Origin of the sequence: Legionella steelei (assembly GCF_001468005.1) — a bacterium.
GTDB classification, from domain to species: domain Bacteria; phylum Pseudomonadota; class Gammaproteobacteria; order Legionellales; family Legionellaceae; genus Legionella; species Legionella steelei.
In genome coordinates, this window is record NZ_LNYY01000005.1 from 1 (window position 1) to 22071 (window position 22071).

The following is a 22071-nucleotide window of genomic DNA, read 5'->3' on the forward strand; positions in this document are numbered from 1 at the left end:
AAGTGAAACGAACCCGCGCCAATGATAGTGTGAGGTTTCCTCATGTGAAAGTAGGTCATCGCCAGGGTTTTATTCTTAAAAAGCGGCTTTTTTGCCGCTTTTTTTTTTATCAATTAATCCTTCGAAAATGTAGAGTAGATAAAGTCTCTAATTTTTTTTCTATAAATTATTTAATTACTCCGTAATCGCTCACGTGAGATAGGTCATCCTTGCATGCGTTGGGTAATTCGTTGAAAAAATAACTCAAAACGTAAGTTAGGCTTAGTCGCGCAGACTACGTTTACTAATTTGAATTTATTATTATCAAATGATTCATATTCGATTAAATTGTCATTCCTGCCTTTGCTAGAATGACAACAAATCCATGAGGATAGATCAGCTCAGGATGAGGTGATTTTTAAGACTCCTTGAGCTATTGCACTACTCCCTAAATGTCACGTTGAAATTAATTAAAACCTCATCTCGATAAAAGTTCATTATCGAGATACACTGCATTAAAAAATATTCAGGTTCTTTTGATGAAAAATAACTTCCTAATTTATGGTTCATATGGATATACAGGTAATCTAATTGCTCAGTTGTGTGTACAGCAAGGATTAAAACCGATATTAGCGGGTAGAGATGAGGTGAGATTAAAGCTGCAAGCCAGGGCTCTAAATTTAGAATATCGTGTGTTTGATGTGAATGATTTAGAGCAAACTACAAATGCGTTGCGCGATCTTATTGCGGTAATTCATTGTGCGGGACCATTCAAGTATACCTACAAAAACATGGTGTTAGCCTGTCTTGCTACACAGACTCATTATTTAGATATTACTGGTGAAGTAATGGTAATAGAACATCTTATGGCTATGAATGAGCAAGCCCAAAAAGCCGGTATTATGTTATTGCCTGGTTCTGGATTTGATGTAGTCCCAAGTGATTGTTTGGCTGCCTACTTAAAACAGTGTTTACCTGACGCTAATCGATTGATTCTTGCTATAGGAACATTTAATAAAAGTGGACATTTGGGTATTTCTCATGGAACGGCTAAAACGATGTTAGAAGATATTCCTGCAGGAACCATGATTCGTGATGAGGGCGTTTTAAAGAAAATCGCTTTCTGCGAAAAGACTCATGTTTTTGATTTCGGTGTCTCAAAAAAGTTGTTATGTGCCACAATTTCCTGGGGTGATTTGGCGTCAGCATGGTGGTCTACGCAGATTCCGCATATAGAAACTTATATGGCATTACCTCAAAAAGTCATCAAGTTTAAAGCAGTTATTAATTTATTTAAATGGCTTTTAAGTTGGGCTCCAATGAAAAAATATCTAATGAATAAAATTAATCAATTACCTGCTGGACCTACTGAGGAACAAAGGCAAAACTCAATTGTAAAAATCTATGCTGAAGTAACAAACACAGCAGGAAAAAAAATTGCTGCAGTCATGACTACGCCTAATGGCTATACGTTAACTACTTTATCTACTCTATTGATTATACAAAATATTTTATCTGGAAATGCGCCAATTGGTTTTCAAACTCCTTCCAGTGCATACACAGATGATTTAATCATGAAAATACCCGAAGTAACTCGAGTTATGGTTCAATAATTGTTAGTATTCACTTCATTTCAAACTGGAGAAAAATTTTTATAGCCCAACATTATTTGTAATTGAATAAATTTTATGATGTGTATAAGGAAATTAGATGACACTTGAAAAAAGGCTAGATGATTTAGAAGATGGAATTGAAGAGATGAAATCAATAAGTTTATGCATGGCTGAACAAACTGCACATATGCAAGCACTCATTGAGCAAATGGAAAAATGCCTCAATCAATATGAGCATATTATGGAGCCAGCACAACCAACAAAGATGAGTGATGTGGGGCTGGTTAATAAATTTGGTATCATGCGACAACAAAAACAAAATGAGCCTGGTGAGCATACGCTCAATGGTCCTCGTAGCCCTTAAAACTGAGCTGTAACTAGTTCCTAGAAGAAGTAAAAATTGATATTTATGAGACAGATTCATTGATTCTAAAATCAAGGAATTAATAAAAGATTAATGTTCTGATTCAGTGCAAAATGAATCACGCTAATTTGTATAATTTAATAGGATTATCGCGATGTTTTAGTGTGGCATTACCAACAAATTCAGCCTTAATTTCTGGTAGATTTTTAATGGCATCTTCAGAGATAAGCACGTTAGTGTTATAGGTTTTATTCAACTGTTCTATATGTGCAGCTGAATTAACAACATCGCCTATAATGGTATATTCCTGTCTTTTTTTTGTCCCAATTGTACCGGTTACCACATAGCCAAAATGCAGTCCTATTCCTAGTTTTAGATCAGGTATGTTGCCTTTTTTTACCTCCTCTTCAGAGTATTTAATAATCGCCAATGCTGCATTTACTGCGTTGGCTACATCATTGCTGCTGGAAATGGGTGCACCAAATACAGCCATAAAACCATCGCCTAAAAATTTATTAATAATGCCTTTATTCTCATGAATGATTTGAATCATAAATTTAAAAAGATTATTGAGATAACTAACAACAATTGAGGGTTTGTTTGCTTCGGTAAAATGAGTGAAATTACGTATGTCTAAAAACATAACGCAAACGGGTATGTATTCGCTTAAATTGCCGTCTTTTGATAATAATTTGGATACGACTTCGGGCGACACATGCTGCCCAAAAATATTTTCAATTCGATCACGTTCTTTTTGAGCTTCAAAGGCGGTAAAAAACTGCTTTTTAATTTGTGAGGTGACAAATCCTGTAATTATCCCTCCAATCAATAAAATTATTCCACGGGCAGCAAAGGAAAACCATGCAACGAGGTAGTAATCAATGCCTTCAATATCTGTATAATTTAGAATGTAATAGGCAAGTCCCCAATACTCAATGGCTGCAACTAATCCAGCAAATCGACATAACCATTCATTTAATGTCAGTGAAGTAAGAATAATAAAAATAAAATAGAGTAAAACAGGGGGCATTAAAAGAACATAAACAGGTGTTTGTACCGTTGCTGCAATAATGATCCCTACCGTTGGAATATTTATTTCAATAAAGCCACTTAAATAACGTAGAAAGATAGGCATATTCTTTTTATGGTCTATGTATAAACAAGTTACTTGGCGCATCAATAGAAAATAGAGCGCTACCCCACCTAAATAACTTGGCAAAATCAAGGCGGGTATTTTTGCTATCTGAAAAAAAACTTGAGGAGAGTGGACAATAAATATTATCCACATGAGGGACAATAGAGCAAAAACAATAGATAAAATTGTTGTTCTTAATCGTTCAGTTTTTAATATTTCTATTTCCAAAGGAGTTTGCGTCATTTACAATCATTCATTGGTCCATTTTCTTTTATTTTAGATTAAAATTAGAACAATACTTGTAGCAACGTCGTCGTTTTCACGAGCTCCATTCTATCGCACTGATACATACTTAGATTGATGCCAAATGTTTATCCTTTAGTCGCACGTAATGTTGAGCCGAATACTCTAACATTTCGAGCTCTTGATCCGTTAACTTTCTAACTGCTTTAGCAGGGTTACCCAGATATAAATAACCACTCTCCAATACTTTTCCTGGAGTGACTACAGAACCGGCAGCAACCATTACATGATGCTGAATATGTACTGCATCCAAAATTAATGCACCCATACCAATAAGGCAGAAGTCATCTACCGTACAGCCATGCAATACAGCACGATGTCCAATGGTAATGCCTTGGCCTAAAATTAATGGTTGCCCTCCCGAAGTGTAAGGGCCGTCATGGGTAATATGTAAAACAACGCCGTCTTGAATGCTACACGCATTGCCTACTTTAATTGAGTTCACATCACCACGTATTACTGCCATAGGCCAAACAGATACATCATCCCCCAGAAGTACATCGCCAATAACTACCGATTTTGGATCAATGAAAACTCTTTGGCCTATTGAAGGTGATTTACCTTGAAAACTGCGAATTGCGTCACTCATATTATTAAACCATAGTTACTAATTCTTCTGAGCTCGTAGAATGAATAGCGACCGTATTATCAAAATCTTTTTTACAAGCGCCCATCTTTATTGCAACACCAAAGCCTTGGAGCATTTCATCAGCGGCTAATCCAATAATGTGCAGACCAATAATTTTCTCTTCTTTCCCTAAGGTGACTAATTTCATCACTGTAGGTGTTTTTTCTTCTGCGAATGCATCAAACATAGGAGTAAAACGAGTTTGATAGATTTTAATCTGCTCTTTACCGTATTGCGCTATGGCTTCTTGTTCACTAAGCCCCACCGTTCCGATGGGAGGATGACTAAAGATCACGGTGCAAATATTGTCATAATTTAAGCATGCGTCAGGTTGTTTACCAAATAAACGATCAGCCAAACGTCGGCCTGCGGCAATTGCTACAGGAGTAAGTGCAGGTGCATTCGTTACATCACCTAATGCATAGATTCCCTGAGTACTCGTATTTTGAAATGCATCGACTAAGACCAAACCATGTTGATCTATTGCAACGTTTACTTTTTCTAGGTTTAATCCAGATGTTCTCGGTTTTCTTCCTACTGCGGCAATAATGACGTCTATATCCTGAATAATTGCACCACTAGCGGCACATACTATAGATTTTCTACCATCACTATGTAAATTGATTTCGTGTGCTTTATGGTTTTGATGGATATGGATACCTTGTTGTTGCATCATCTCCATTAACGTATTTCCCAAAACCTCATCAAACCGAGATAAAGGTCGTGTTCCTCTCATTAAAAGATGTGTTTCACTACCCAGGCTGTTTAATACCCCAGCTAGTTCTACCCCGATATATCCACTGCCAATAATGGCGACTTTTGCAGGTTGTTTGGTTAAAGCAAAAAAGCCGTCCGAATCAATTGCATGCTGAACGCCATGAATCCCTGGCTGTGACGGTTCACCACCAGTGGCGATGATGATATGCTGTGCCTGATAAACGGAGTCATTTACTTTGATTGAGTGCGCATCATGGAATGCTCCCATACCTTGAATTCTTGTGATATTAAATTGGGCAAACCGTTTGGCATAATTTTCCCTGAGCCGTTCTATATAGGCATTACGTCTATTAACTAGGCTATTCCAGTCAAGTTGAGTTGGCGCCGAAGAAAAACCATATTCTGGTGCATGATGCATGATTTCACGAATCATGGATGCATTGAACATTATTTTTTTGGGAACACAGCCTAAATTAACGCAAGTGCCACCTAAATAGCTAGGTTCTACCACGGCTACTTTGGCGCCGTATTTTGCAGCTCGAACAGCACTGGCGATACCACCACTGCCTCCACCTAATACAATGAGATCAAATTGATTGTTTTTCATAGACATTTTTTGACAAATAAGTTTATATTATCAGGAACAGTCCAAGCAACCAACATAAAATTCTCAATAAAATGAAGTTTATCAAGGGGATGTTTTTTCCAGTTGTCCTTGCCTTTATTACTTATGTTCTAACAACTACAGTAGGTAATGAAAGTAAATTTAATCGTTCTTATTTGTATCGTTAAGTAGTACAACGCAGCGTGATTTCATATCTTTTAAATACTTTGTAATCGTTTATTTCGGCTTTCCTTCCTTGAGCATTGAGCAAGGATCAGGTTTAGGAGATTTAAGGTTGCAACTTAGACTTATCCTAGTTTTTTTCCTGCAAAAGGATGGAGATCTTGGTCGATGATCTTTAATAAGGAGATTAATATGCCAGCATCTAGGATTAAGATTAGTCGTTTGGTTGTTTTGGGAGATAGCCTATCAGATAGAGGTACTTTTGATAAGCGTATGCTATTTGGTTTTATTCCTTTGGGAGATCTTTATGAAGTAGGTTTTGATGCACCTAGAGGACGCTTTACCAATGGATTTGTCTGGGGAGATTACTTTGTTACGGCAGTGATTGAACAATTCGAAATTGATCAAGTACGCAAAAAAATGAAACTTGCTCGCGATGCGCGAGGAAATGCAGATGTAGCCGATGCAATTTTGGCCAATGATCGCCATTTATTAAGAAAAAATGAGAAAGCATTTAGTCTAAATAATGACAAGCATATTTTATATAAAGGAGAGCGCTTTGCCCGATTTTATTGCGAAGCAGGCTTAACCTCATACGATTACAAAACAAAGTTTACCCCGAATCCTGAAAACGAAGTAATCAGGCTGATCTTGGCCAATTTAGAAGAGAAACAAAAGTTACTCACTGCAGACGATAAAAAGTATCGCATTAGTGCTCAGGAAAAAGCGGAAACGTTAATTATTGAGTGGTCGGGTGCGAATGATTTACTTACGGTAAATTCGGAGCCTACTTTTCTTGAGGCAGATAATGCAGTCCATGCGCGTATCGCCAATCTTGAAGTTTTGATTCAACAAGGCTATCGAAATTTTGTTCTCGTGAATTTGCCTGATCTTTCTTTAACCCCAAAATATCAGGCTAAAAGTAAAACAGAACAAGATAATGCGGCTAAATGCTCGAAACATTTTAATGAGCAATTGGCAGCTAAAGTAAATCAAATTATTGAAAAATATAATGATTTAAATATTCCTTTGAATCTTTCAATTTTTGACGTCAGCATACCCTTTGCAGACATTTATTATCATTGTGACGAATATGGATTCGATAAAAAGAAATTAAAATCCGCATATATTGATTCTGAGGAATTTAAGGAAAATCAAAAAAATCCGGAGGATCAAGAAAAACATATTTCTCCGGCTGAGGACTACATGTTTTGGGATGTCATCCATCCGACTATGAAAGCACATTCTTGGTTAGCAGAGATATTTAAAGAAGCATACAATAAAATTTTTAAATTCACGCCTCCTCCTGAATCAGTAAAGAAACGCCGTAAGGAAGCAGAAGATGCGATACAGCAATATTCACCTTCTTCTTATGCCCATTTGCCTCCTGATTTAGTAAAAGTAATAAATGCAATTCATACCAATGCGTTGAGTATGGGGAATTCATTTAGTGCTTCCCGTCGTGAAAAAGGTGAGTTATTAAAGCAATTTATTTTTGATTTGAAATGCCAGCGTGGAAATTTGCAAGAGATTGATGCGTTTATAAAAGCATTTACGCAAGATACTGAAAATATGAAAATAATAAAAAAGCACAATAATCCAATATATGATTTTTTTGCGAGTAAAAAGACGACTCGTTCAGAGGATCATCTTGGTGAGCTCAGCAGGGTGGTTGCAGAAAATATTAACGTTCAGAAACAACTAAGCATCTGATTGAGAAAGAGATAGCCTCGTTGCCTGGCTGAGGCGAGTTTTCTATTATCCCAAACGTAGTGGGAGCTCTCATCGAAACACTGCTACAGTATGGAGAGCTCCCACTACGCTTGGGATTGTATATGTCAGGTAATTCGTTGCCAAAAATGAACGATGTAGGCTAGGCTGTTAAGCCTAGTATCTCCTGAGTTAATTCGTATTCTCCAAAATTGCATTATGTAGCCAATTAACACGTATCTTCTCTATAGTGTTTCTAAGAAGGAATACTTTAGTGGGTTGCTGGGCTTGGCAGCCCAGCCTACGGTTATTTAGCTTTTTTTGCCAATAACACATACAGGGATGTGGAGTTGCTTTATTCTACGCTTACTTTAAATGTCACATCAACATTGCCACGAATTGCTTTAGAATAAGGACAAACTTCATGGGCTTTGGCTACTAATGCTTCCGCATCTTTTTGGTTTAAGCCCATGATATGAGCATGCATCTCAACTCCAAGTTGAAATCCTTGTTCTGGAGTAGAATACAAAGAGACTTGTGAAAGAATGGAGATGTCTTGCAGAGAAATGTTCTGTAAACGAGCAACATGACGCATGGCACTCTCAAAACATGCAGAATAACCTGCGGCAAATAATTCTTCTGGATTTGTGCCGTCTCCTGGGCCACCAAGTTCTTTAGGTTTCGCCAGGTCCAGTCTTAATAAGCCGTCCGATGTTTCAATATGACCATCTCGACCACCGTGTGTCCGTGCTGTTGCTGTGTAAAGTGCTTTCATTTTTGGGTCCTTTAAATGATAACTGATACCAAAGTTAGAGTTGATTTATGAATTTGTCAATTAGGGTTGACTCTATATGTTGTATTGCATTGATGTATTGGCACATTAGGGCTTTTCACTCCATAAAACAGGCCCTTATCTAAATAATGACACACTTGTTTTGTATTTAACTGATTAAGGCATTGAGATAAAGTCTTGTGCTGACAATGCGGAAAAATGGCATTAGAGGCATTTATCGCTTGATATTGCTGAGCATCCCAGCTGTTTAAATGACTTGTGTAATACGTCGTAAAATTTGTAATGCTTAGGTTCTTATTCATATTAAATATTTTCATACCTGGGTAGTTATGATGGATACGACTTACGCTTGGGGTAGAGTAAGCATAGATATTAGTACCATTATTTAAGTTAATTTTCCTAAGTTCATCCATATGGGTATGTGAGGTAAGCAGGGTAATTTCCCCATATGATTTTTTGTTGTTATTTAATATTTTTATAAACTCGTCTAGGTACGGTTTATGCCATATGGGTTGCCCCCGATACGAATTTCCAGGAGGTTCATGCATCGCAATTAATAGTTGTTTGCCATGATGCTTTTTTAATTGTTCATTTAGCCATGAAAGCTGGATTAAGGCATCGTGTTCTTGATTGGGATATTTTGCAAGTATGGGGGTTTTTGTCCATTGAGTCGCGTTTAGGGCAATTAAGATAATTTTTTTATTTCCAGGTATTACATAACTGGAATAATATCCATCGTGATTCATGTGACTGTCATCGATAATTAATTCTTTACAATGAGCACAGGCCCCATTCCAACCTGCAGCAAAATTTAACGGAGAAGTGCCATTCGTTTCAAAGGGTTGATAATTACCCTGCAATGAATCATTGTTTCCTGTAATGTAAAAAATAGGTTTCAGATCCTTATCGTGTTTATATAAGTCATCAAACACTGTTTTTTCAAATTCACCTTTTTTAGTGGTGTTAAATAAAGAGTGGGTGGGTAAATCGCCTAGGCAAAGAATAAAATCTACTTTTTTACTTAATTTCTCATATTCCTGCATGGCAACATCGAGGAATTCAGGGCCGGTGTCTTCTCCATCACGTGATAAGTTACTACTGCCGTAATGTATGTCACTAATTGTTAAAAAACTAGGTGCTGCATGTAGGGAATGAAGAAAACAAAAAATCAATAAAACAATTTTAAAAAGTGAATTCAATTGCATCTCCGTGATGATTATATTTACGCAGCTTCGTGAATGCTCCAAGTTCTTTGTGCCTGATTGGCTGTGTCTGAAGCTTCTACCCAGAGTAGTGTAGGGCTACCTAGAGGATTAACTGATAGCGTCTTAGACGTTAACATGACTGCAAAAGGATATTTCTTGACGACGGACTGTAACGTTGACCATACTTTTCCAGGATCAGTCTGGTTATCGCTTATAATAAGCTCATTACCCCTATAGATGACATTGACCGCTTGGCCGCGAAGCGCGGTGCGTATGGCTGACTCTAATCGTCGCCACTTCGCTTGATGCACTTTTTGTCGTTCAGCCTGAGTTGGATTCAATTGAAAGTTAATACGTTGATGTGGTGAAAAAACTCGACTCAAGCGATTGCTTCCCGGGCTTTTTTGCAAAAAATAAGTGCACAGCGCATCCAATACGGGACGGCCAGGACCTGATGCTTTGCCGGGTTGTCGGTTGACATACATTGCAAATGCTAATGTATGGCCATTGGCAGTATATAAATACCCGGAAAGGCTATTTATTCCTGTCATAGTACCTGTTTTAGCGCGTACAAATCCTTGCTGTGTTGGAATGCGAAATCTTTTTTGCAATGTTCCATCTCGTCCTGATATTGGTAATGCTGCGATGTATTCATAAGATAATGGAAAACGTTGATATAAGAATTTTAACAATGATATGGTTTGCTCTGGGGTGACTAAACTATATCTTGACAAGCCTGAACCATCAGTAAAAATGGCATTACTAAAATCAATTCCTGTTTGTGACTGCAAAAAATTCTTAATTAGAGGTTGTGCACTTCGCCAATTGACTGGTACTCCGTTATTGAGCTTTTCTGCAGCATGCAAATATAAGCTGTCTGCATAGAGGTTATCTGAAGGCTTTAACGTATCCGCCATCAATTGCGATACTTGTTTGGAGTGTTGGGTTGCAATTAATAAAGAACCCTCAGGAGTTTTACCTAATTGGACCTCGCCAGTGAGTTGGATATTTGCTTTTGCTAATTGGCTTTTAATCATGCCTTGTGCATACATTAAAGGATTTTTTATCGCCATTCGTTGTTGCACCGCCCACTGCCCAACACCAACGCAACCACGAACGGTTAAGTGATTTTCTTGATCTAAACTAAAACCTACACCACAGCCCTTAGCATCCGCTTTAGTTGTTGCCTGGTTATTTAAGGCGATGGCGCCACCTCCATCATCTACCTCTACAATCGCTGGATCTCCAGCTTGAGCGCCAGGATTTACCGTTACAGTCAAGCGATTGGAATCTACCATCACTGGAGCGTTGGGTGCACCGTAACTGTACGATAGATCTGTTGTGAGCCAGCCTGGCGGATAGGGATCTACATTAGCGAGGTTGCTGTCAATGTATACATTTCCCTGAATGGTATTGATATTCCACTTGTGCAATGAAGAAAGCAGAGTGTTTAAATCATCGCGATTAAAAGATGGGTCGCCACTAAGTCGTACATAAACGTTTCCCTGCAGCACTCCTTGTTGTATTTTACCTGCACTCATACTTAATTGGTTTTTAAAGCGGTAATCGGGACCAAGTACCATTAAGGCTGCTGCTTCAGAAAAAATTTTCAGGTTACTTGCGGGGATATATAACCGTTCTGCATTACGACGATATAGCGTTTGACCTGAGGTTAGGTCAAGGACGACTATTCCAAGATTAACATTAGGATTAACGCGTTTTATTAATTGATCGACTTCACCTTGGATACTGATGCTATGTGATATTGTGGATAAGGCCAATAAAAACACGCCAGTCAAGGTTCTTTTCATCGATGTCGTTCCTTTTGCTGTACCATATTTTGTAAACACCGGACTATTCATATCTTAAGCCTAAACGTTCCAAAAGTCCCGCAAGAGTATCATTATCAAAAAATTTTACTTGCAGCCATCCACCTTGCTCATTGTCGTTTATTATGTGCACAGGTGCACCTACTTGTTCTGATAATACGGTTTGTAAGCGCTCAATGTCGCGATCTTTTTTCGCATTTTTTGGGGGGGGCTCTTTATTTTTTTGCGTTTTAACAGCATGTTCCAACTGCCTTACTGACCATTGTTGTTCTATCGTTTTTGTGGCTAAATATTCCTGCTGGGCCGGATTTAATCCGACGAGAACTCGTGCATGACCAAAAGATAAGCTTTTATCCCGAATTAGGTCTTTTATTTGTCCACTCAAATTTAGTAATCGAATAATATTGGCAATATGGCTACGTGATTTTCCTACTAAAGTGGCGATTTCATCTTGATGATAATGAAACTCATCAAGCAAACGCCGATAAGCGCCTGCCTCTTCAATCAAATTTAAATCTTCTCGTTGAATATTTTCAATTAAGGTGAGTGCACAAGCCTGTTTGTCAGTATAGTTTCCAATGAGGCAAGGTACTGTTTGCAATCCTGCCATTTTTGCCGCACGCCATCGTCTTTCTCCCGCGATAATTTCATAGCGTTGTTTTGCTATGGTTCTGACGATTAAAGGCTCGATTAAACCTTGAGATATAATCGATTGGGCGAGCTCTTTTAAGGCAGTGTCATTAAAATCCTGTCTGGGTTGATACTGTCCTGCTTGAATGTTTTCTATAGGTATCTGATGAAATTCAACGTGCATTGAAAACAAGTACTGGATGGGATTGATGAGAATTGTTTCATATTTTGCTGGGAATGGAAATAGATTTGTAACCTACGATAATCCTGGAAAAAGCAGTTGCGTTCTACTGCACAAGCTAATGACACTGAATCTATGGTTTTTAGCATCCTTAGTTTGCTCGTTACGGACACAACCGCTTTTTCTAGGATAATGATGAGCGTGCTAATTCCATTGTGCTGTCAAGTACCTTTTCAGAAGATGTTTTTACACCTAGAGCTTCTTTAGCTAAATTTATTATTTTGGAGAAAAAGGAAAGTGCCCAGCCTCCATCAATAGTATGACCTCTAATGGCACTAATATTTTTGGCTTGATCCTTCTTGTCGGTACTAAAGGGAGAGCAATCAGGTTTGACCATTTCACTTCTATCCATAGGTTGAGTAAGCTGACTAATAAAGCTATTTTCATCTGTAAAACTTTTCAGGGCTGCTTCTGCTTGTGTTTCATCTAAGGTATCAATATGTTTATTAATATGCTCCTGTAAATTTCCTGATACAGGTATATATTTTTGATCTGCAGTAGAGAATGGTGCTATAGCATTAAAAAGCTCTTGATATACCGCGTCAATTACATCTTTTCTCCGTTTTATTCTCTCGCAGTCACTGTTATCAATTAATGGCACGTCATGATAGAAATTTAGATCTAATGTACTGCGATAAGCATTATCAACTTTGCTCTTTTCACAGAGTAAGTCTGCTGCAATTTTTTTCAAAGCATCTTTCTTAGTAACTACTGGCATCTTCACACTCCCCAGGGGTGGATTAAAAGTTAAGAGAGTCAAATGAAGTATATGAAAAAAAAACAGATTGATCAAATTTGGAACAAATAAAGGGCGGGCGCAGTATTACTCCTAGTGTTTGGACTGCTGCCCATGTATTACTGAGTTTAGATTAAAATAACCCATATACTATGGCTGAAATAGCGATGATGCCTATTGCTGCCGTAAATACATTACTTACTTTATGTGACTGATATTTTTTCATTGCTGGAATTTTAGCAATAGCATACATAGGCATGATAAATAACAAAACAGCTATGACAGGTCCACCTAAAGTTTCTATCATTTTTAAGATATTGGGATTTATGGTCGCTACGATCCAACATGTGAGTATCATAAAAATTTCAATAATTCGTTGGAGCTTACATTGGCTTATTGTGTTTCCTGTTGGCTTTAATATGTTCACAATAATGCTGCTCAGACCCTCTTTAGCACCTAAATAATGGCCTAAAAATGATTTGGAAATTGCAATAAAAGCAATAACAGGCGCAATGCAGGCAATGAGTGGCGTTTTAAAATGATTGGCTAGATAAGACAAGATAGAAATGTTTTGCAGTTTCGCCTGTAAAAGGTCTTGTGGTGAAAGACTAAAAACACAGCTAAATACAAAAAACATGACTGAAAAGACCATGAGTAAATGGCTATAGCGCATAATGGAGGTGCTGCTTCTATCTGCGTCGCTACCATGTCGTTCTTTTTGATTGACTGCAAATGAGGAAATAATCGGCGAGTGATTAAAGGAAAATACCATAACTGGAATGACTAACCACAGCGTCATCAAGAGACCATGCCCGCCATTAGCATGTAATGAATTGCTTTGCTGTAAAATGGCGTTGTTCCAGTTGGGAATTAAATAGAGTGATAAGAATAATAATATTGTTACAAAAGGATAAACCATTACGGACATCGACTTGACAATTATTTCCTGTCCAAAGCGGACTATAGACATGAGCGCAAGGATGAGTATTATGGCTAAAAGTGCTCGGGGGGGCGCGGACACACCCAACTGATTTACCAGAAAACTTTCAGTGGTATTGGTAATTGCTACGCTGTACATTAATAAGATGGGATAAATTGCAAAAAAATATAAACCCGTCAGTATTCTTCCTGCAAAGGTACCAAAATGTTCTTCGACAACACCGGTAATGTCATTTTGGCTCGAAGATCCTGATAAAACAAAACGGCATAAAGCACGATGAGAAAAATGGGTCATGGGGAAGGCAAGTATCGCCATTATAATTAAAGGCCAGATTCCATTTAATCCGGCATCAATGGGGAGAAATAGCGTTCCAGCACCTACAGCAGTACCGTAAAGACTTAACATCCAGACGGTATCATCTTTTGCCCAAGAATACTTTTTATTTACTGCAAGAGACGGAAGTATTGCTGTAGATTCTTTTGATGACATGAAAAATATCCTTTCCATTATATAATACCGTGCACAATGTGCAATATTAACACTGTGAAGCTAATATTTCAACAGAGTCTACATGTGCTAGTAGAGGTTCTTGACTAATTTATTTAGTTTGCCGCAGCTAATACTCCAGTTTTGTTCCATAAAGTCTATCACCTGCATCACCTAAACCAGGAATAATGTAGCCTTTTTCATTGAGCTGTTGGTCTATTGATGCTGTGAAAATAGGGATCTCAGGATGTTCTTCATGAAACGCCGCTATTCCTTCAGGTGAGGCGAGTAGACAGAGGAATTTAATGGATTTAGGACTTATGGCTTTAATTTCTTTAACTGCGGCAATGGCTGAATTTCCAGTAGCTAGCATTGGATCAACCACAATAACATCTCGATCGCGAGTATGTTCTGGAAGTTTAATGTAGTATTCAACGGCCTCAAGAGTTTTGGGGTCGCGATACAAGCCAATATGACCAATTCTTGCTGTCGGTACAAGTTGCAACATGCCATCGACTAAACCATTACCGGCACGCAAAATCGAAACAAAAACCATTTTTTTACCTTTTAAAACAGGTGATTGCATGAAGGCTAAAGGTGTTTCGATCTCTTCATATTCCATTTCTAAATCACGAGTAATTTCATAAGCAAGCAGCATGCTGATTTCATGCATCAATGTACGAAATTTTACGGTGCTGGTGTCCTTTCGACGCATAATCGTTAATTTATGTTGAATTAACGGATGTTTCACTACTACAACTTGTTGATCACTCATTTTAACTCCAAACTGCGATTTTATGTAAATTTTGCTCTTAATTTAAAAAACAGTACCATCACTAATAATCTGGATAGGTGGGGTACCTTGGGGGCGTTTTTGTTTTGCAATGCGCCGTCCTGCTTCCCAGGTGCCGCCCTGCAAAATTTTCGCCAAAGGTAACTCTATAGCATTTTTTTGCAGTTTTTTTCTGATTAAATCGGCCAATTCATCCAATAGAGCAATGGTTAATGCACGCCATTCTACAATGAGTTCTGAATCCGGGGAGATAGCTTGTTCCAGAACTTTTTTATTTTTAATGTGCAGTAAGCCACAATCGATGAGTAAGCCACCATTCCGATACTCTGGTAAACCAGTGAGTTCCTCTAGATGGGTCACTTTAATTCCTGCTTGTTCTAAAGGTTCAATCAATGAATAAGTGAGCCACTGGGATAATTTATGAAACGGGACATATTCAGATCCTGGCTTATCGGTTTTTAGTGCATTATATTGCCACACATCTCCAAGAGGAATTCCATGAAATAAAAGTCTGGCTGGCCATATATTATTAAATGCCTGAAGCACTTCATGAAAAACTTGTGAAGCAGCAAGCTTGTTATTGGTTGCTAAGGAGCTGATATAGGCATAAAAGTTACCTAAACGGCGTTCTTTTCCAAAATGATGTTCATCATGTTGCATTAAAGCTCCGAGTCGATTCAGCAGAGCAACTCGTCCGGAAAGACCTTCTAAAGGGTTGTTGGTAGTTACTTGAAATCCAAGGCGAAGATCATCTTCATTAAAAGTTAATAAACGCTCTGCATCTACTCTGAGCGGCTCAGTCGGTAAGGCACTGAACATGCCTGCTTGATAAAGAGATAAGCTTGCTAGAGCAAGGCCTTCTGAGCGGGAATATTCTACTCCTGTATCTGACTCCTGATAGCGCCAGTATTGGCCAGCACCGGCATCGAGAAAGACACTGATGATAACAAGTTCATAAAGAATTTTGCCACGCTCATCAACGGACAAGCCACTCAACTCTTCCAGCATTTTTTCTATCCGCTTAATACCCCCAGCTTCAAAGTGACGCCAGCGGCTATGATACGGAATATTAAGATTTGGATAGTTTTCTTGAATGACGTTAATAACAAAAGAGGCTGTGCCAGTCATCTTTTCCGGCTCTAAGGAAAAATATGCTGATTTATCGTGTTTGACTCGCTCCAAAATAGCTTGGGCGCGCAAGCGTATGGTGCGGAGATCGTTTAACGTTGTTAATACTTGGGCAATTTCTTGTTGTTCATTACTCATTAAGATCGCGTCCTTTAGTTTTTGCTAACTCATTGATATCGACAATGCGATCGGGTGAGTAATAGCCTGCTGCACGCTTGGCGTTCATTTCAACTTGAGCATCTGGAGGAACAAGTTCATCAGGAATGGTTACTCGCTCTACAACCTGAATTCCTGATTTGAGTAATGCATCATACTTCATATTGGACATTGAAACAAAACGATGAATTTTGGTAATACCAAGCCAATGCAAGACATCCGACATGAGTTCTTGGAAGCGCATGTCTTGAACTCCTGCCACACACTCCGTTCGTTCAAAGTATTTCGCAGCAGTATCCCCACCTTGTTGTCTTTTGCGAGCGTTGTAGACTAGAAATTTAGTGACCTCACCCAGAGCTCTGCCTTCTTTACGATTATAAACAATCAAACCAGCACCACCTTTCTGAGCTGACTCGATAGATAATTCAATTCCATGCGCTAAATAGGGGCGACACGTACAAATATCAGAACCAAACACATCAGAGCCATTACATTCATCATGTATCCGACAAGTCAATTCAACTTTGGGATCGTGAATGGTGGTTACATCACCAAAAAAATAAGCAGTTAATCCGCCTATTGGGGGCAAAAAAACATCGAGATCAGAACGTGTGACCAGCTCAGGGAACATCCCCGCAGTTTGTTCAAATAGGGTGCGACGTAAAAGTGATTCTGAAATTTTAAAGCGTTCAGCAATTCCAGGCAAATACCAAACGGGCTCCAGTGCCGCTTTAGTTACTGCAACATCACCTGACTCTTTTAATATTTTTCCATCCGGAATAAGGCGGCCTTTTTGGATGGCTGTTTGCAATTCAGGAATATTAATATGTGCTTTAGTCACTGCAATTGTTGGTCGAATATCATATCCTGCGTGAATTTCTTCAGCGAATGTATCCGCTACCAGATGTCCCCAAGGATCAAGTGAAACAATTTTCTGAGGATCACTCCATTGAGGGTGAGGTCCTATCATTACCGGTGGGGTGGTATCCGTAAGATCAGGAACATGCTCGGGATCCAATACTCCGGCAGCAACAGCAAGAGCACGATAAACTGAATATGAGCCTGAGTGTGTGCCAACGGCATTACGATTTTTAATATTAGTAAGGGATGCGATGACTGGACCACGTTCTTTAGGATTTTCTGCCCCCCATTTAATTTTTAATGGAGCCGCAGTATGTCCGGATGGATGTGACGACAGGACAATATGTCCCTTGGATTTTTTTTTTGATTCATCTTGTACCATAGTACCACCTTTTAAAAGATGACAACGTAATCAATTTATCATAACAGAAGAAATTAATTGGTAGAAAGTACTATTTTTCCTTTATAGACATGAATCCTAAGTCATTGTACTAAGGAGGTATTCTCGCTATTATGATTCATTTTTTATTCGTTATTCAGGATAACGAGATACGCTTAATGAAGAAGTTATAACCTCCTGGGTTCCATGGTGCTGCACCAGGCACTAATTATTAATTTAAAAAGCACGAATGTTTACAGAGGAAATGACATTATGACTACTTTGATTATTTGCTTGTTCATTGCAATATTATTCCCTTATCTTCTGAAGATGGTTGTTGCTTATTTTATGCAAAAAGAAGGCCGATACGACAATCATTATCCCAGAGCGCAACAGGCAAGATTACAGGGTATGGGGGCACGGGCTGTTGCTGCACATCAAAATAGTTTTGAATCGTTGCTTGTTTTTGCTACTGCAGCTTTAACCGCGATGACTACCAAGCATCTTGGTATCACAATCCAAATTTTGGCGATCATTTATATCGTTTCCCGAGTTATTTATTACTATTGTTATTTAATGGATATGGCTTCATTAAGATCAACCGCGTGGTTTGTTGGTTATGTTTGCTGTTTGATTATATTAGGGCTCTGTATGATATGAATAGGGCATGAGTTTTATAGGGAAGGGGCTGTTAATAAGAAGTTAAGGGTTTTTTGATGCACAAAAAAAATGATGTTCGGCAAGTTTCGCTTCAACCTGTATTGGTTTTTGTTGTTTTAATGCTCATGATATTGATGCAGATGACTACGGATCAGTATATCCCTTCATTGCCTGCTATTACCAGGATTTTTAATAGTAGTGAAGCATCTATTCAATTAACGTTATCACTTTTCATGTTGGGCTTAAGTATTTCCCATGTATTTTATGGTCCTTTATCCGATAAAATTGGCCGCAAACCGCCACTTATGTTTGGTGTCGGTTTGAGTATTTTAGGTAGCTTAATCTGTTTTCTTGCTCCTTCAGTTTTGGTATTGATCATTGGCCGTTTTATTCAAGGATTTGGTATTGGATGTTGTGGTTCAGTGGGACGCTCCTTAGTTCGTGATCTCTTTACTGACAGAATGTTATCTAAGATCGGATCTTATGTGGGTATTGTGAGTGTATTTATTATGGTCGCCTCGCCAGTTTTAGGCGGATACATTCAAGAACATTTTGGATGGCGTGTTAATTTTTTATTCTTATTAGTATTTGGCATTGTTATATGGATTTTAGCGCTGTTAGCGCTGCCAGAAACCAATAAAAACCTGAATCCCGATGCAACTAAATTTAAAGTAATGCGTGAGAACTATTTTACTTTATTAAAATCTAAAGTCTTTCTTGGTTATGCTTTGTGTGCATGCCTTGCGTCCGCAGGTTTAATTGGTTATCTCGCAATTGCGCCTTTCCTTTTTCAGGATGTGTTAGGACTTAGTCCTATAGAGTTTGGTCAATTAACTATATTTATTGCTGCTGCTATCTGTGTGAGTGGGATAGTTAATAGCCAATTAGTGATGAGTAAAGGGGTATCCTATATGGTATGTATTGGCATTGTATTCATGATTATTGGTGGTTTTACCATGCTGCTTCTTGCTATTTTAGGATTTCAGAATGTACTGTCTATCATGATTCCAGTGTCCTTGTTTAGCATGGGTGTGGGGTTTACTTTTATCAATGCTTTTGCTGGTGCTTTTCATCCATTTCCCCACATGGCAGGTACAGTAGGGGCTTTATATGCCTGTATGCAAGATTTAAGTGCTGCCATATCTAGCGGCATAATCGCACTGGGTCAATGGTATGGCCAACTCTCTTTAGCTATAATTTTGCTTATTTTGGGGCTATGTGCTTTTGCTTCATGGTATTATTTGGCTTCGAAAGATAATGAATAGGTGTTGTATGAAAATCATTGATAGTGAATTAAAACAAATTATATCCAAGTTATCTGGTGCAAAAGCAGAGGAAATTCATGATGATACGGTTCTGATTGAAGACTTGCATTTGGACTCTTTGAAAATCGTTGAGTTACTGGCCATTCTAAGTGAAGAATATAATCTAACAGTGACTGAAGAAGATGCAATGAATTTTCATACTTATAAGGATTTGTTTGATTTTACTCAGGCGTAGCCAGTAAGTGTTGGAAATACGTTTTCTCATTGATGAGCTTTGTTCGGCTTGAAGTAGGTAGGGCCACTGCCCAACCTACTTTATCTATGTAGCGTCTAGGGATTTAGCGTTGAATTTAAGACGCTTTCATTATTCTGTTGTTTTATAAAATATGAAACCAACATGCAAACAAGCAGTATACCTATAGTGACTCCGCCAAATAATGTAAGGTTTGGGCTCGCGTATGTTGATTGGGGTTTTACTTTTTCTGCTGATAATTTACCAATTTTATACCACTCGTGTTCCGCATCGAATAATTTAGAGTCTGGTTCAACTTTTTGATAACGTTTGAGTAACTTGCTCCATTGTTCCCGGTGTTTTTTTTCATAGACGCCAGCATTTACTTTATCGAGCAGTGTATCGCCTTTTTGAGCGTCGGATTGCTGCATAAACTCAGTGCATTTTTTATGTAACTCACGGATTGGTTGAGCGAATTCTTCTTTATTATAGCGGGTGGTCGCATTACGTCTTAATATTGGGAGAGCATGTCCTAGGCTCTTAGCATCTAATTCTATCTCTGGATTTTCAGCAATTTTTACAGCGAGGTCCAAAATGTAAAAAGCAATGGCCACACTATCATATTCGGTTTGTTTCTGTGTTTCTGTTACGGGTTTTGATGCAGAGGAATACTCAATATGTGCTGAGTCGGCGATTTCTTTTAATTGTCCGATTTGCTCATTTACTCGTGCCATCAATGGTGTATGAATATTGTTTTCATCAAGAAGCCAACCTGCATATCCCCTGAGATGTTCTTGTTCAAGATAAAATTTGACTTGCTCAAAAATAGAGGAGAAGAGTTCTGGAGAAACAACATTGTGTTCCATTTTAGCTAGAAGTTGCTCAGCAAATCCTAATAGCTCATTTACTTCTTGAAAAACAAGTTGTCCATTGAGACGAGCATCGGGGCCTATACCTATTTTGGGTAAGGCAACGTATTTTTTAATTTGAATATCAATCAATTGACATAAAAACTCGAATAATTGTTTTTGACTCTTCATTTTTTATCTCTCCATAATTTCGGCAGTAGGTTATCTGATGACGTTACTTGATGCAATGAAATCATGCTTAAGATCTTATGTTTTTATTTGCTTATTCAGCTCGCCTTTCCATCAAGAGATATATACTATAAGAAATGAGACGATTTCGTAGGTCCACCATGGAAACAAATCGTGGCTTAACAGTGACAACATGGTCATTGCAGGTTGTAGAAAGTATTAATCATTTTCATCAACAAATTTTAGGCTCAGGGAAAGAACCCCACCTTATTTTAGATGCTGTTAAAAATAATCCTGATAATTTGCTTCTCCAAGTCTATACAGCTGCTTTTTATCTTTATGGTCAGACTGATGCAACAACTGCTTTGACAAAAGAGCATTTAATCCATGCTGAAAAATTATTGCCTACAGCAAATTTAAGAGAACAATTAACTTATCAAGCAGTTAAAGCGTGGATGCAGTTAGACTATGCGAGTGCTTTAACCGCTTTGTATCCTCGCGATACTTTGGCAGCAAAGTTCGCTGAATGGTTATTTTATTGTTCAGGGCAAGCGTACAATAGTCATCAATATTTGGCATTTTGTGAACGAATTGCCACACATAATCAGGATGAATCGCATTTTATAGCCATGCATTCTTTTGCGGCTGAGTTGTCAGGTCATGTAACAGACGCCCAACGTTTGGCAGAACACGCCCTTACCATTGACCCCATTACACCGTGGGCTCATCATGCTTTGGCGCACACCTACCTGAATACTCATCATATTGCCAATGGAGTTGTGGCTTTAGAGTCTTTTCGGGGGAGTTGGGACGAGATTTCATCGCTTTTGCGTGGACACAACAGCTGGCATTTAGCTTTATTTTATCTTGCATTACGGCAAGTTGATAAAGTGATGGAGCTATATTCTGTAATTTTTGGCATTTCTCCGGAAATTGTAACCGAACAAATCGATGCGATTTCATTATTATGGCGTTTGGATATGGCAGGACTGCCGCAGCTGGAGCGGTTTAATGAGCTTGCACCTTATTTGCAGGAAAATCCATCGATGCATTACACCGGTTTTAATACGGTGCATTACATCTATTGTCTTGCTCGTTTAGGCCAGGAGGATGCAGTGCAAAAATCCCTCGCATCGATTGAGGCTTACGCTAAAACACTACCGAGCGGATATTATCAATCGCTTTGGTTTTCGGTAATCTTGCCCTTGAGTAAAGGAATACATGCTTTTGTACACAATGAGTTCCAAACAGCATGTGATTTGATGGCACCTTGTATCTCAAGACGCACTGAAATCGGTGGCAGTGATGCGCAATCAGAAATCATCGCCCAAACCTATCTTATTTGTTTAATACAAAGTAAAAATCTGCATGCAGCACAAGAGTTTTTTAATTTTCATTTAGCGCATTATAAAGATACGCCTTTGGCTGAATTTTGGTTTAGTTCAACATTTCATTTCTAATACA

At 38.4% G+C, this 22071-nt stretch carries 20 protein-coding genes; 7 read left to right on the plus strand and 13 right to left on the minus strand.

All coding sequences use genetic code 11. From position 1 onward, the window contains the following. Nucleotides 1–518: 518 nt before the first annotated feature. Both Lste_RS01370 and Lste_RS01375 read left to right on the plus strand, forming a co-directional pair. Nucleotides 519–1592, plus strand: coding sequence for a saccharopine dehydrogenase family protein (locus Lste_RS01370; protein WP_058509301.1), 1074 nt, complete (start codon nt 519–521; stop codon nt 1590–1592). Between the two features lie 97 nt (nt 1593–1689). Further along, complete coding sequence (locus tag Lste_RS01375) at nt 1690–1956, plus strand: hypothetical protein (protein WP_058509302.1); 267 nt, start codon at nt 1690–1692, stop codon at nt 1954–1956. Between the two features lie 118 nt (nt 1957–2074). Here Lste_RS01375 and Lste_RS01380 read toward each other — a convergent pair whose 3' ends face one another. The 3 genes from Lste_RS01380 to gorA form a co-directional block, all read right to left on the minus strand. After that, a complete protein-coding gene (locus Lste_RS01380) occupies nt 2075–3334 on the minus strand; it encodes an adenylate/guanylate cyclase domain-containing protein (protein WP_058509303.1) in 1260 nt (419 codons plus the stop codon). 109 nt (nt 3335–3443) lie between these two features. Continuing rightward, nucleotides 3444–3983 (minus strand): gamma carbonic anhydrase family protein, encoded by a 540-nt coding sequence (locus tag Lste_RS01385; protein WP_058509304.1) that lies wholly within the window; start codon nt 3981–3983, stop codon nt 3444–3446. A 4-nt stretch (nt 3984–3987) separates the two neighbouring features. Continuing rightward, nucleotides 3988–5346 (minus strand): glutathione-disulfide reductase, encoded by a 1359-nt coding sequence (gorA, locus tag Lste_RS01390; RefSeq protein WP_058509502.1) that lies wholly within the window; start codon nt 5344–5346, stop codon nt 3988–3990. A 372-nt stretch (nt 5347–5718) separates the two neighbouring features. Here gorA and Lste_RS01395 point away from each other — a divergent pair, with 372 nt between their 5' ends. Then, entirely contained in the window at nt 5719–7239 is a 1521-nt protein-coding gene (locus Lste_RS01395; protein WP_058509305.1) for an SGNH/GDSL hydrolase family protein, read from the plus strand. Nucleotides 7240–7591: 352 nt separating this feature from the next. On the opposite strand, the gene Lste_RS01400 is transcribed toward Lste_RS01395, so the two are convergent. From Lste_RS01400 to Lste_RS01440, 9 genes are all read right to left on the minus strand, one after another. After that, nucleotides 7592–8011, minus strand: coding sequence for an organic hydroperoxide resistance protein (locus tag Lste_RS01400; RefSeq protein WP_058509306.1), 420 nt, complete (start codon nt 8009–8011; stop codon nt 7592–7594). Between the two features lie 56 nt (nt 8012–8067). Then, the gene (locus Lste_RS01405) at nt 8068–9228 is read right to left on the minus strand and encodes a metallophosphoesterase (RefSeq protein ID WP_058509503.1); all 1161 of its coding nucleotides are present in this window, start codon (nt 9226–9228) and stop codon (nt 8068–8070) included. A 23-nt stretch (nt 9229–9251) separates the two neighbouring features. Continuing rightward, nucleotides 9252–11045 (minus strand): D-alanyl-D-alanine carboxypeptidase/D-alanyl-D-alanine endopeptidase, encoded by a 1794-nt coding sequence (gene dacB, locus Lste_RS01410; protein ID WP_058509504.1) that lies wholly within the window; start codon nt 11043–11045, stop codon nt 9252–9254. A 43-nt stretch (nt 11046–11088) separates the two neighbouring features. Continuing rightward, nucleotides 11089–11877, minus strand: a complete 789-nt coding sequence (locus Lste_RS01415; RefSeq protein ID WP_058509307.1) for a ParB/RepB/Spo0J family partition protein — start codon at nt 11875–11877, stop codon at nt 11089–11091. A gap of 181 nt (nt 11878–12058) precedes the next feature. Further along, entirely contained in the window at nt 12059–12652 is a 594-nt protein-coding gene (locus Lste_RS01420) for a hypothetical protein (RefSeq protein ID WP_058509308.1), read from the minus strand. 151 nt (nt 12653–12803) lie between these two features. Continuing rightward, entirely contained in the window at nt 12804–14099 is a 1296-nt protein-coding gene (locus Lste_RS01425) for a serine/threonine transporter (RefSeq protein ID WP_058509309.1), read from the minus strand. 127 nt (nt 14100–14226) lie between these two features. Then, the gene (upp, locus tag Lste_RS01430) at nt 14227–14871 is read right to left on the minus strand and encodes a uracil phosphoribosyltransferase (RefSeq protein WP_058509310.1); all 645 of its coding nucleotides are present in this window, start codon (nt 14869–14871) and stop codon (nt 14227–14229) included. Nucleotides 14872–14913: 42 nt separating this feature from the next. Next, the gene (locus Lste_RS01435) at nt 14914–16155 is read right to left on the minus strand and encodes a URC4/urg3 family protein (RefSeq protein ID WP_058509311.1); all 1242 of its coding nucleotides are present in this window, start codon (nt 16153–16155) and stop codon (nt 14914–14916) included. After that, entirely contained in the window at nt 16148–17416 is a 1269-nt protein-coding gene (locus Lste_RS01440) for a GTP cyclohydrolase II (protein ID WP_058509312.1), read from the minus strand. Before Lste_RS01440 ends, Lste_RS01435 begins: the two co-directional genes overlap by 8 nt. A gap of 270 nt (nt 17417–17686) precedes the next feature. Here Lste_RS01440 and Lste_RS01445 point away from each other — a divergent pair, with 270 nt between their 5' ends. Genes Lste_RS01445 through Lste_RS01455 form a run of 3 tightly spaced genes read left to right on the plus strand, consistent with a single transcriptional unit; the run spans nt 17687 to nt 19573 of the window. Beyond that, nucleotides 17687–18073 carry an MAPEG family protein gene (locus Lste_RS01445; RefSeq protein WP_058509505.1) on the plus strand — a complete coding sequence of 129 codons (387 nt, stop codon included), beginning with the start codon at nt 17687–17689 and terminating at the stop codon, nt 18071–18073. 56 nt (nt 18074–18129) lie between these two features. Continuing rightward, entirely contained in the window at nt 18130–19338 is a 1209-nt protein-coding gene (locus Lste_RS01450; protein WP_058509313.1) for a multidrug effflux MFS transporter, read from the plus strand. A gap of 7 nt (nt 19339–19345) precedes the next feature. Continuing rightward, entirely contained in the window at nt 19346–19573 is a 228-nt protein-coding gene (locus Lste_RS01455; RefSeq protein ID WP_058509314.1) for an acyl carrier protein, read from the plus strand. 95 nt (nt 19574–19668) lie between these two features. Here Lste_RS01455 and Lste_RS01460 read toward each other — a convergent pair whose 3' ends face one another. Further along, complete coding sequence (locus Lste_RS01460; protein WP_058509315.1) at nt 19669–20610, minus strand: hypothetical protein; 942 nt, start codon at nt 20608–20610, stop codon at nt 19669–19671. A 158-nt stretch (nt 20611–20768) separates the two neighbouring features. Here Lste_RS01460 and Lste_RS01465 point away from each other — a divergent pair, with 158 nt between their 5' ends. Continuing rightward, a complete protein-coding gene (locus Lste_RS01465) occupies nt 20769–22067 on the plus strand; it encodes a tetratricopeptide repeat protein (RefSeq protein ID WP_058509316.1) in 1299 nt (432 codons plus the stop codon). Nucleotides 22068–22071: the final 4 nt, after the last annotated feature.

Excerpts from the sequence above, each read along its gene's own strand:
- Lste_RS01370 (WP_058509301.1), top strand. The coding sequence starts at position 519 with ATGAAAAATAACTTCCTAATTTATGGTTCATATGGATATACAGGTAAT.
- Lste_RS01375 (WP_058509302.1), top strand. The coding sequence starts at position 1,690 with ATGACACTTGAAAAAAGGCTAGATGATTTAGAAGATGGAATTGAAGAG.
- Lste_RS01380 (WP_058509303.1), bottom strand. The coding sequence starts at position 3,334 with ATGACGCAAACTCCTTTGGAAATAGAAATATTAAAAACTGAACGATTA.
- Lste_RS01385 (WP_058509304.1), bottom strand. The coding sequence starts at position 3,983 with ATGAGTGACGCAATTCGCAGTTTTCAAGGTAAATCACCTTCAATAGGC.
- gorA (WP_058509502.1), bottom strand. The coding sequence starts at position 5,346 with ATGAAAAACAATCAATTTGATCTCATTGTATTAGGTGGAGGCAGTGGT.
- Lste_RS01395 (WP_058509305.1), top strand. The coding sequence starts at position 5,719 with ATGCCAGCATCTAGGATTAAGATTAGTCGTTTGGTTGTTTTGGGAGAT.
- Lste_RS01400 (WP_058509306.1), bottom strand. The coding sequence starts at position 8,011 with ATGAAAGCACTTTACACAGCAACAGCACGGACACACGGTGGTCGAGAT.
- dacB (WP_058509504.1), bottom strand. The coding sequence starts at position 11,045 with ATGAAAAGAACCTTGACTGGCGTGTTTTTATTGGCCTTATCCACAATA.
- Lste_RS01415 (WP_058509307.1), bottom strand. The coding sequence starts at position 11,877 with ATGCACGTTGAATTTCATCAGATACCTATAGAAAACATTCAAGCAGGA.
- Lste_RS01420 (WP_058509308.1), bottom strand. The coding sequence starts at position 12,652 with ATGCCAGTAGTTACTAAGAAAGATGCTTTGAAAAAAATTGCAGCAGAC.
- Lste_RS01425 (WP_058509309.1), bottom strand. The coding sequence starts at position 14,099 with ATGTCATCAAAAGAATCTACAGCAATACTTCCGTCTCTTGCAGTAAAT.
- upp (WP_058509310.1), bottom strand. The coding sequence starts at position 14,871 with ATGAGTGATCAACAAGTTGTAGTAGTGAAACATCCGTTAATTCAACAT.
- Lste_RS01435 (WP_058509311.1), bottom strand. The coding sequence starts at position 16,155 with ATGAGTAATGAACAACAAGAAATTGCCCAAGTATTAACAACGTTAAAC.
- Lste_RS01440 (WP_058509312.1), bottom strand. The coding sequence starts at position 17,416 with ATGGTACAAGATGAATCAAAAAAAAAATCCAAGGGACATATTGTCCTG.
- Lste_RS01445 (WP_058509505.1), top strand. The coding sequence starts at position 17,687 with ATGACTACTTTGATTATTTGCTTGTTCATTGCAATATTATTCCCTTAT.
- Lste_RS01450 (WP_058509313.1), top strand. The coding sequence starts at position 18,130 with ATGCACAAAAAAAATGATGTTCGGCAAGTTTCGCTTCAACCTGTATTG.
- Lste_RS01455 (WP_058509314.1), top strand. The coding sequence starts at position 19,346 with ATGAAAATCATTGATAGTGAATTAAAACAAATTATATCCAAGTTATCT.
- Lste_RS01460 (WP_058509315.1), bottom strand. The coding sequence starts at position 20,610 with ATGAAGAGTCAAAAACAATTATTCGAGTTTTTATGTCAATTGATTGAT.
- Lste_RS01465 (WP_058509316.1), top strand. The coding sequence starts at position 20,769 with ATGGAAACAAATCGTGGCTTAACAGTGACAACATGGTCATTGCAGGTT.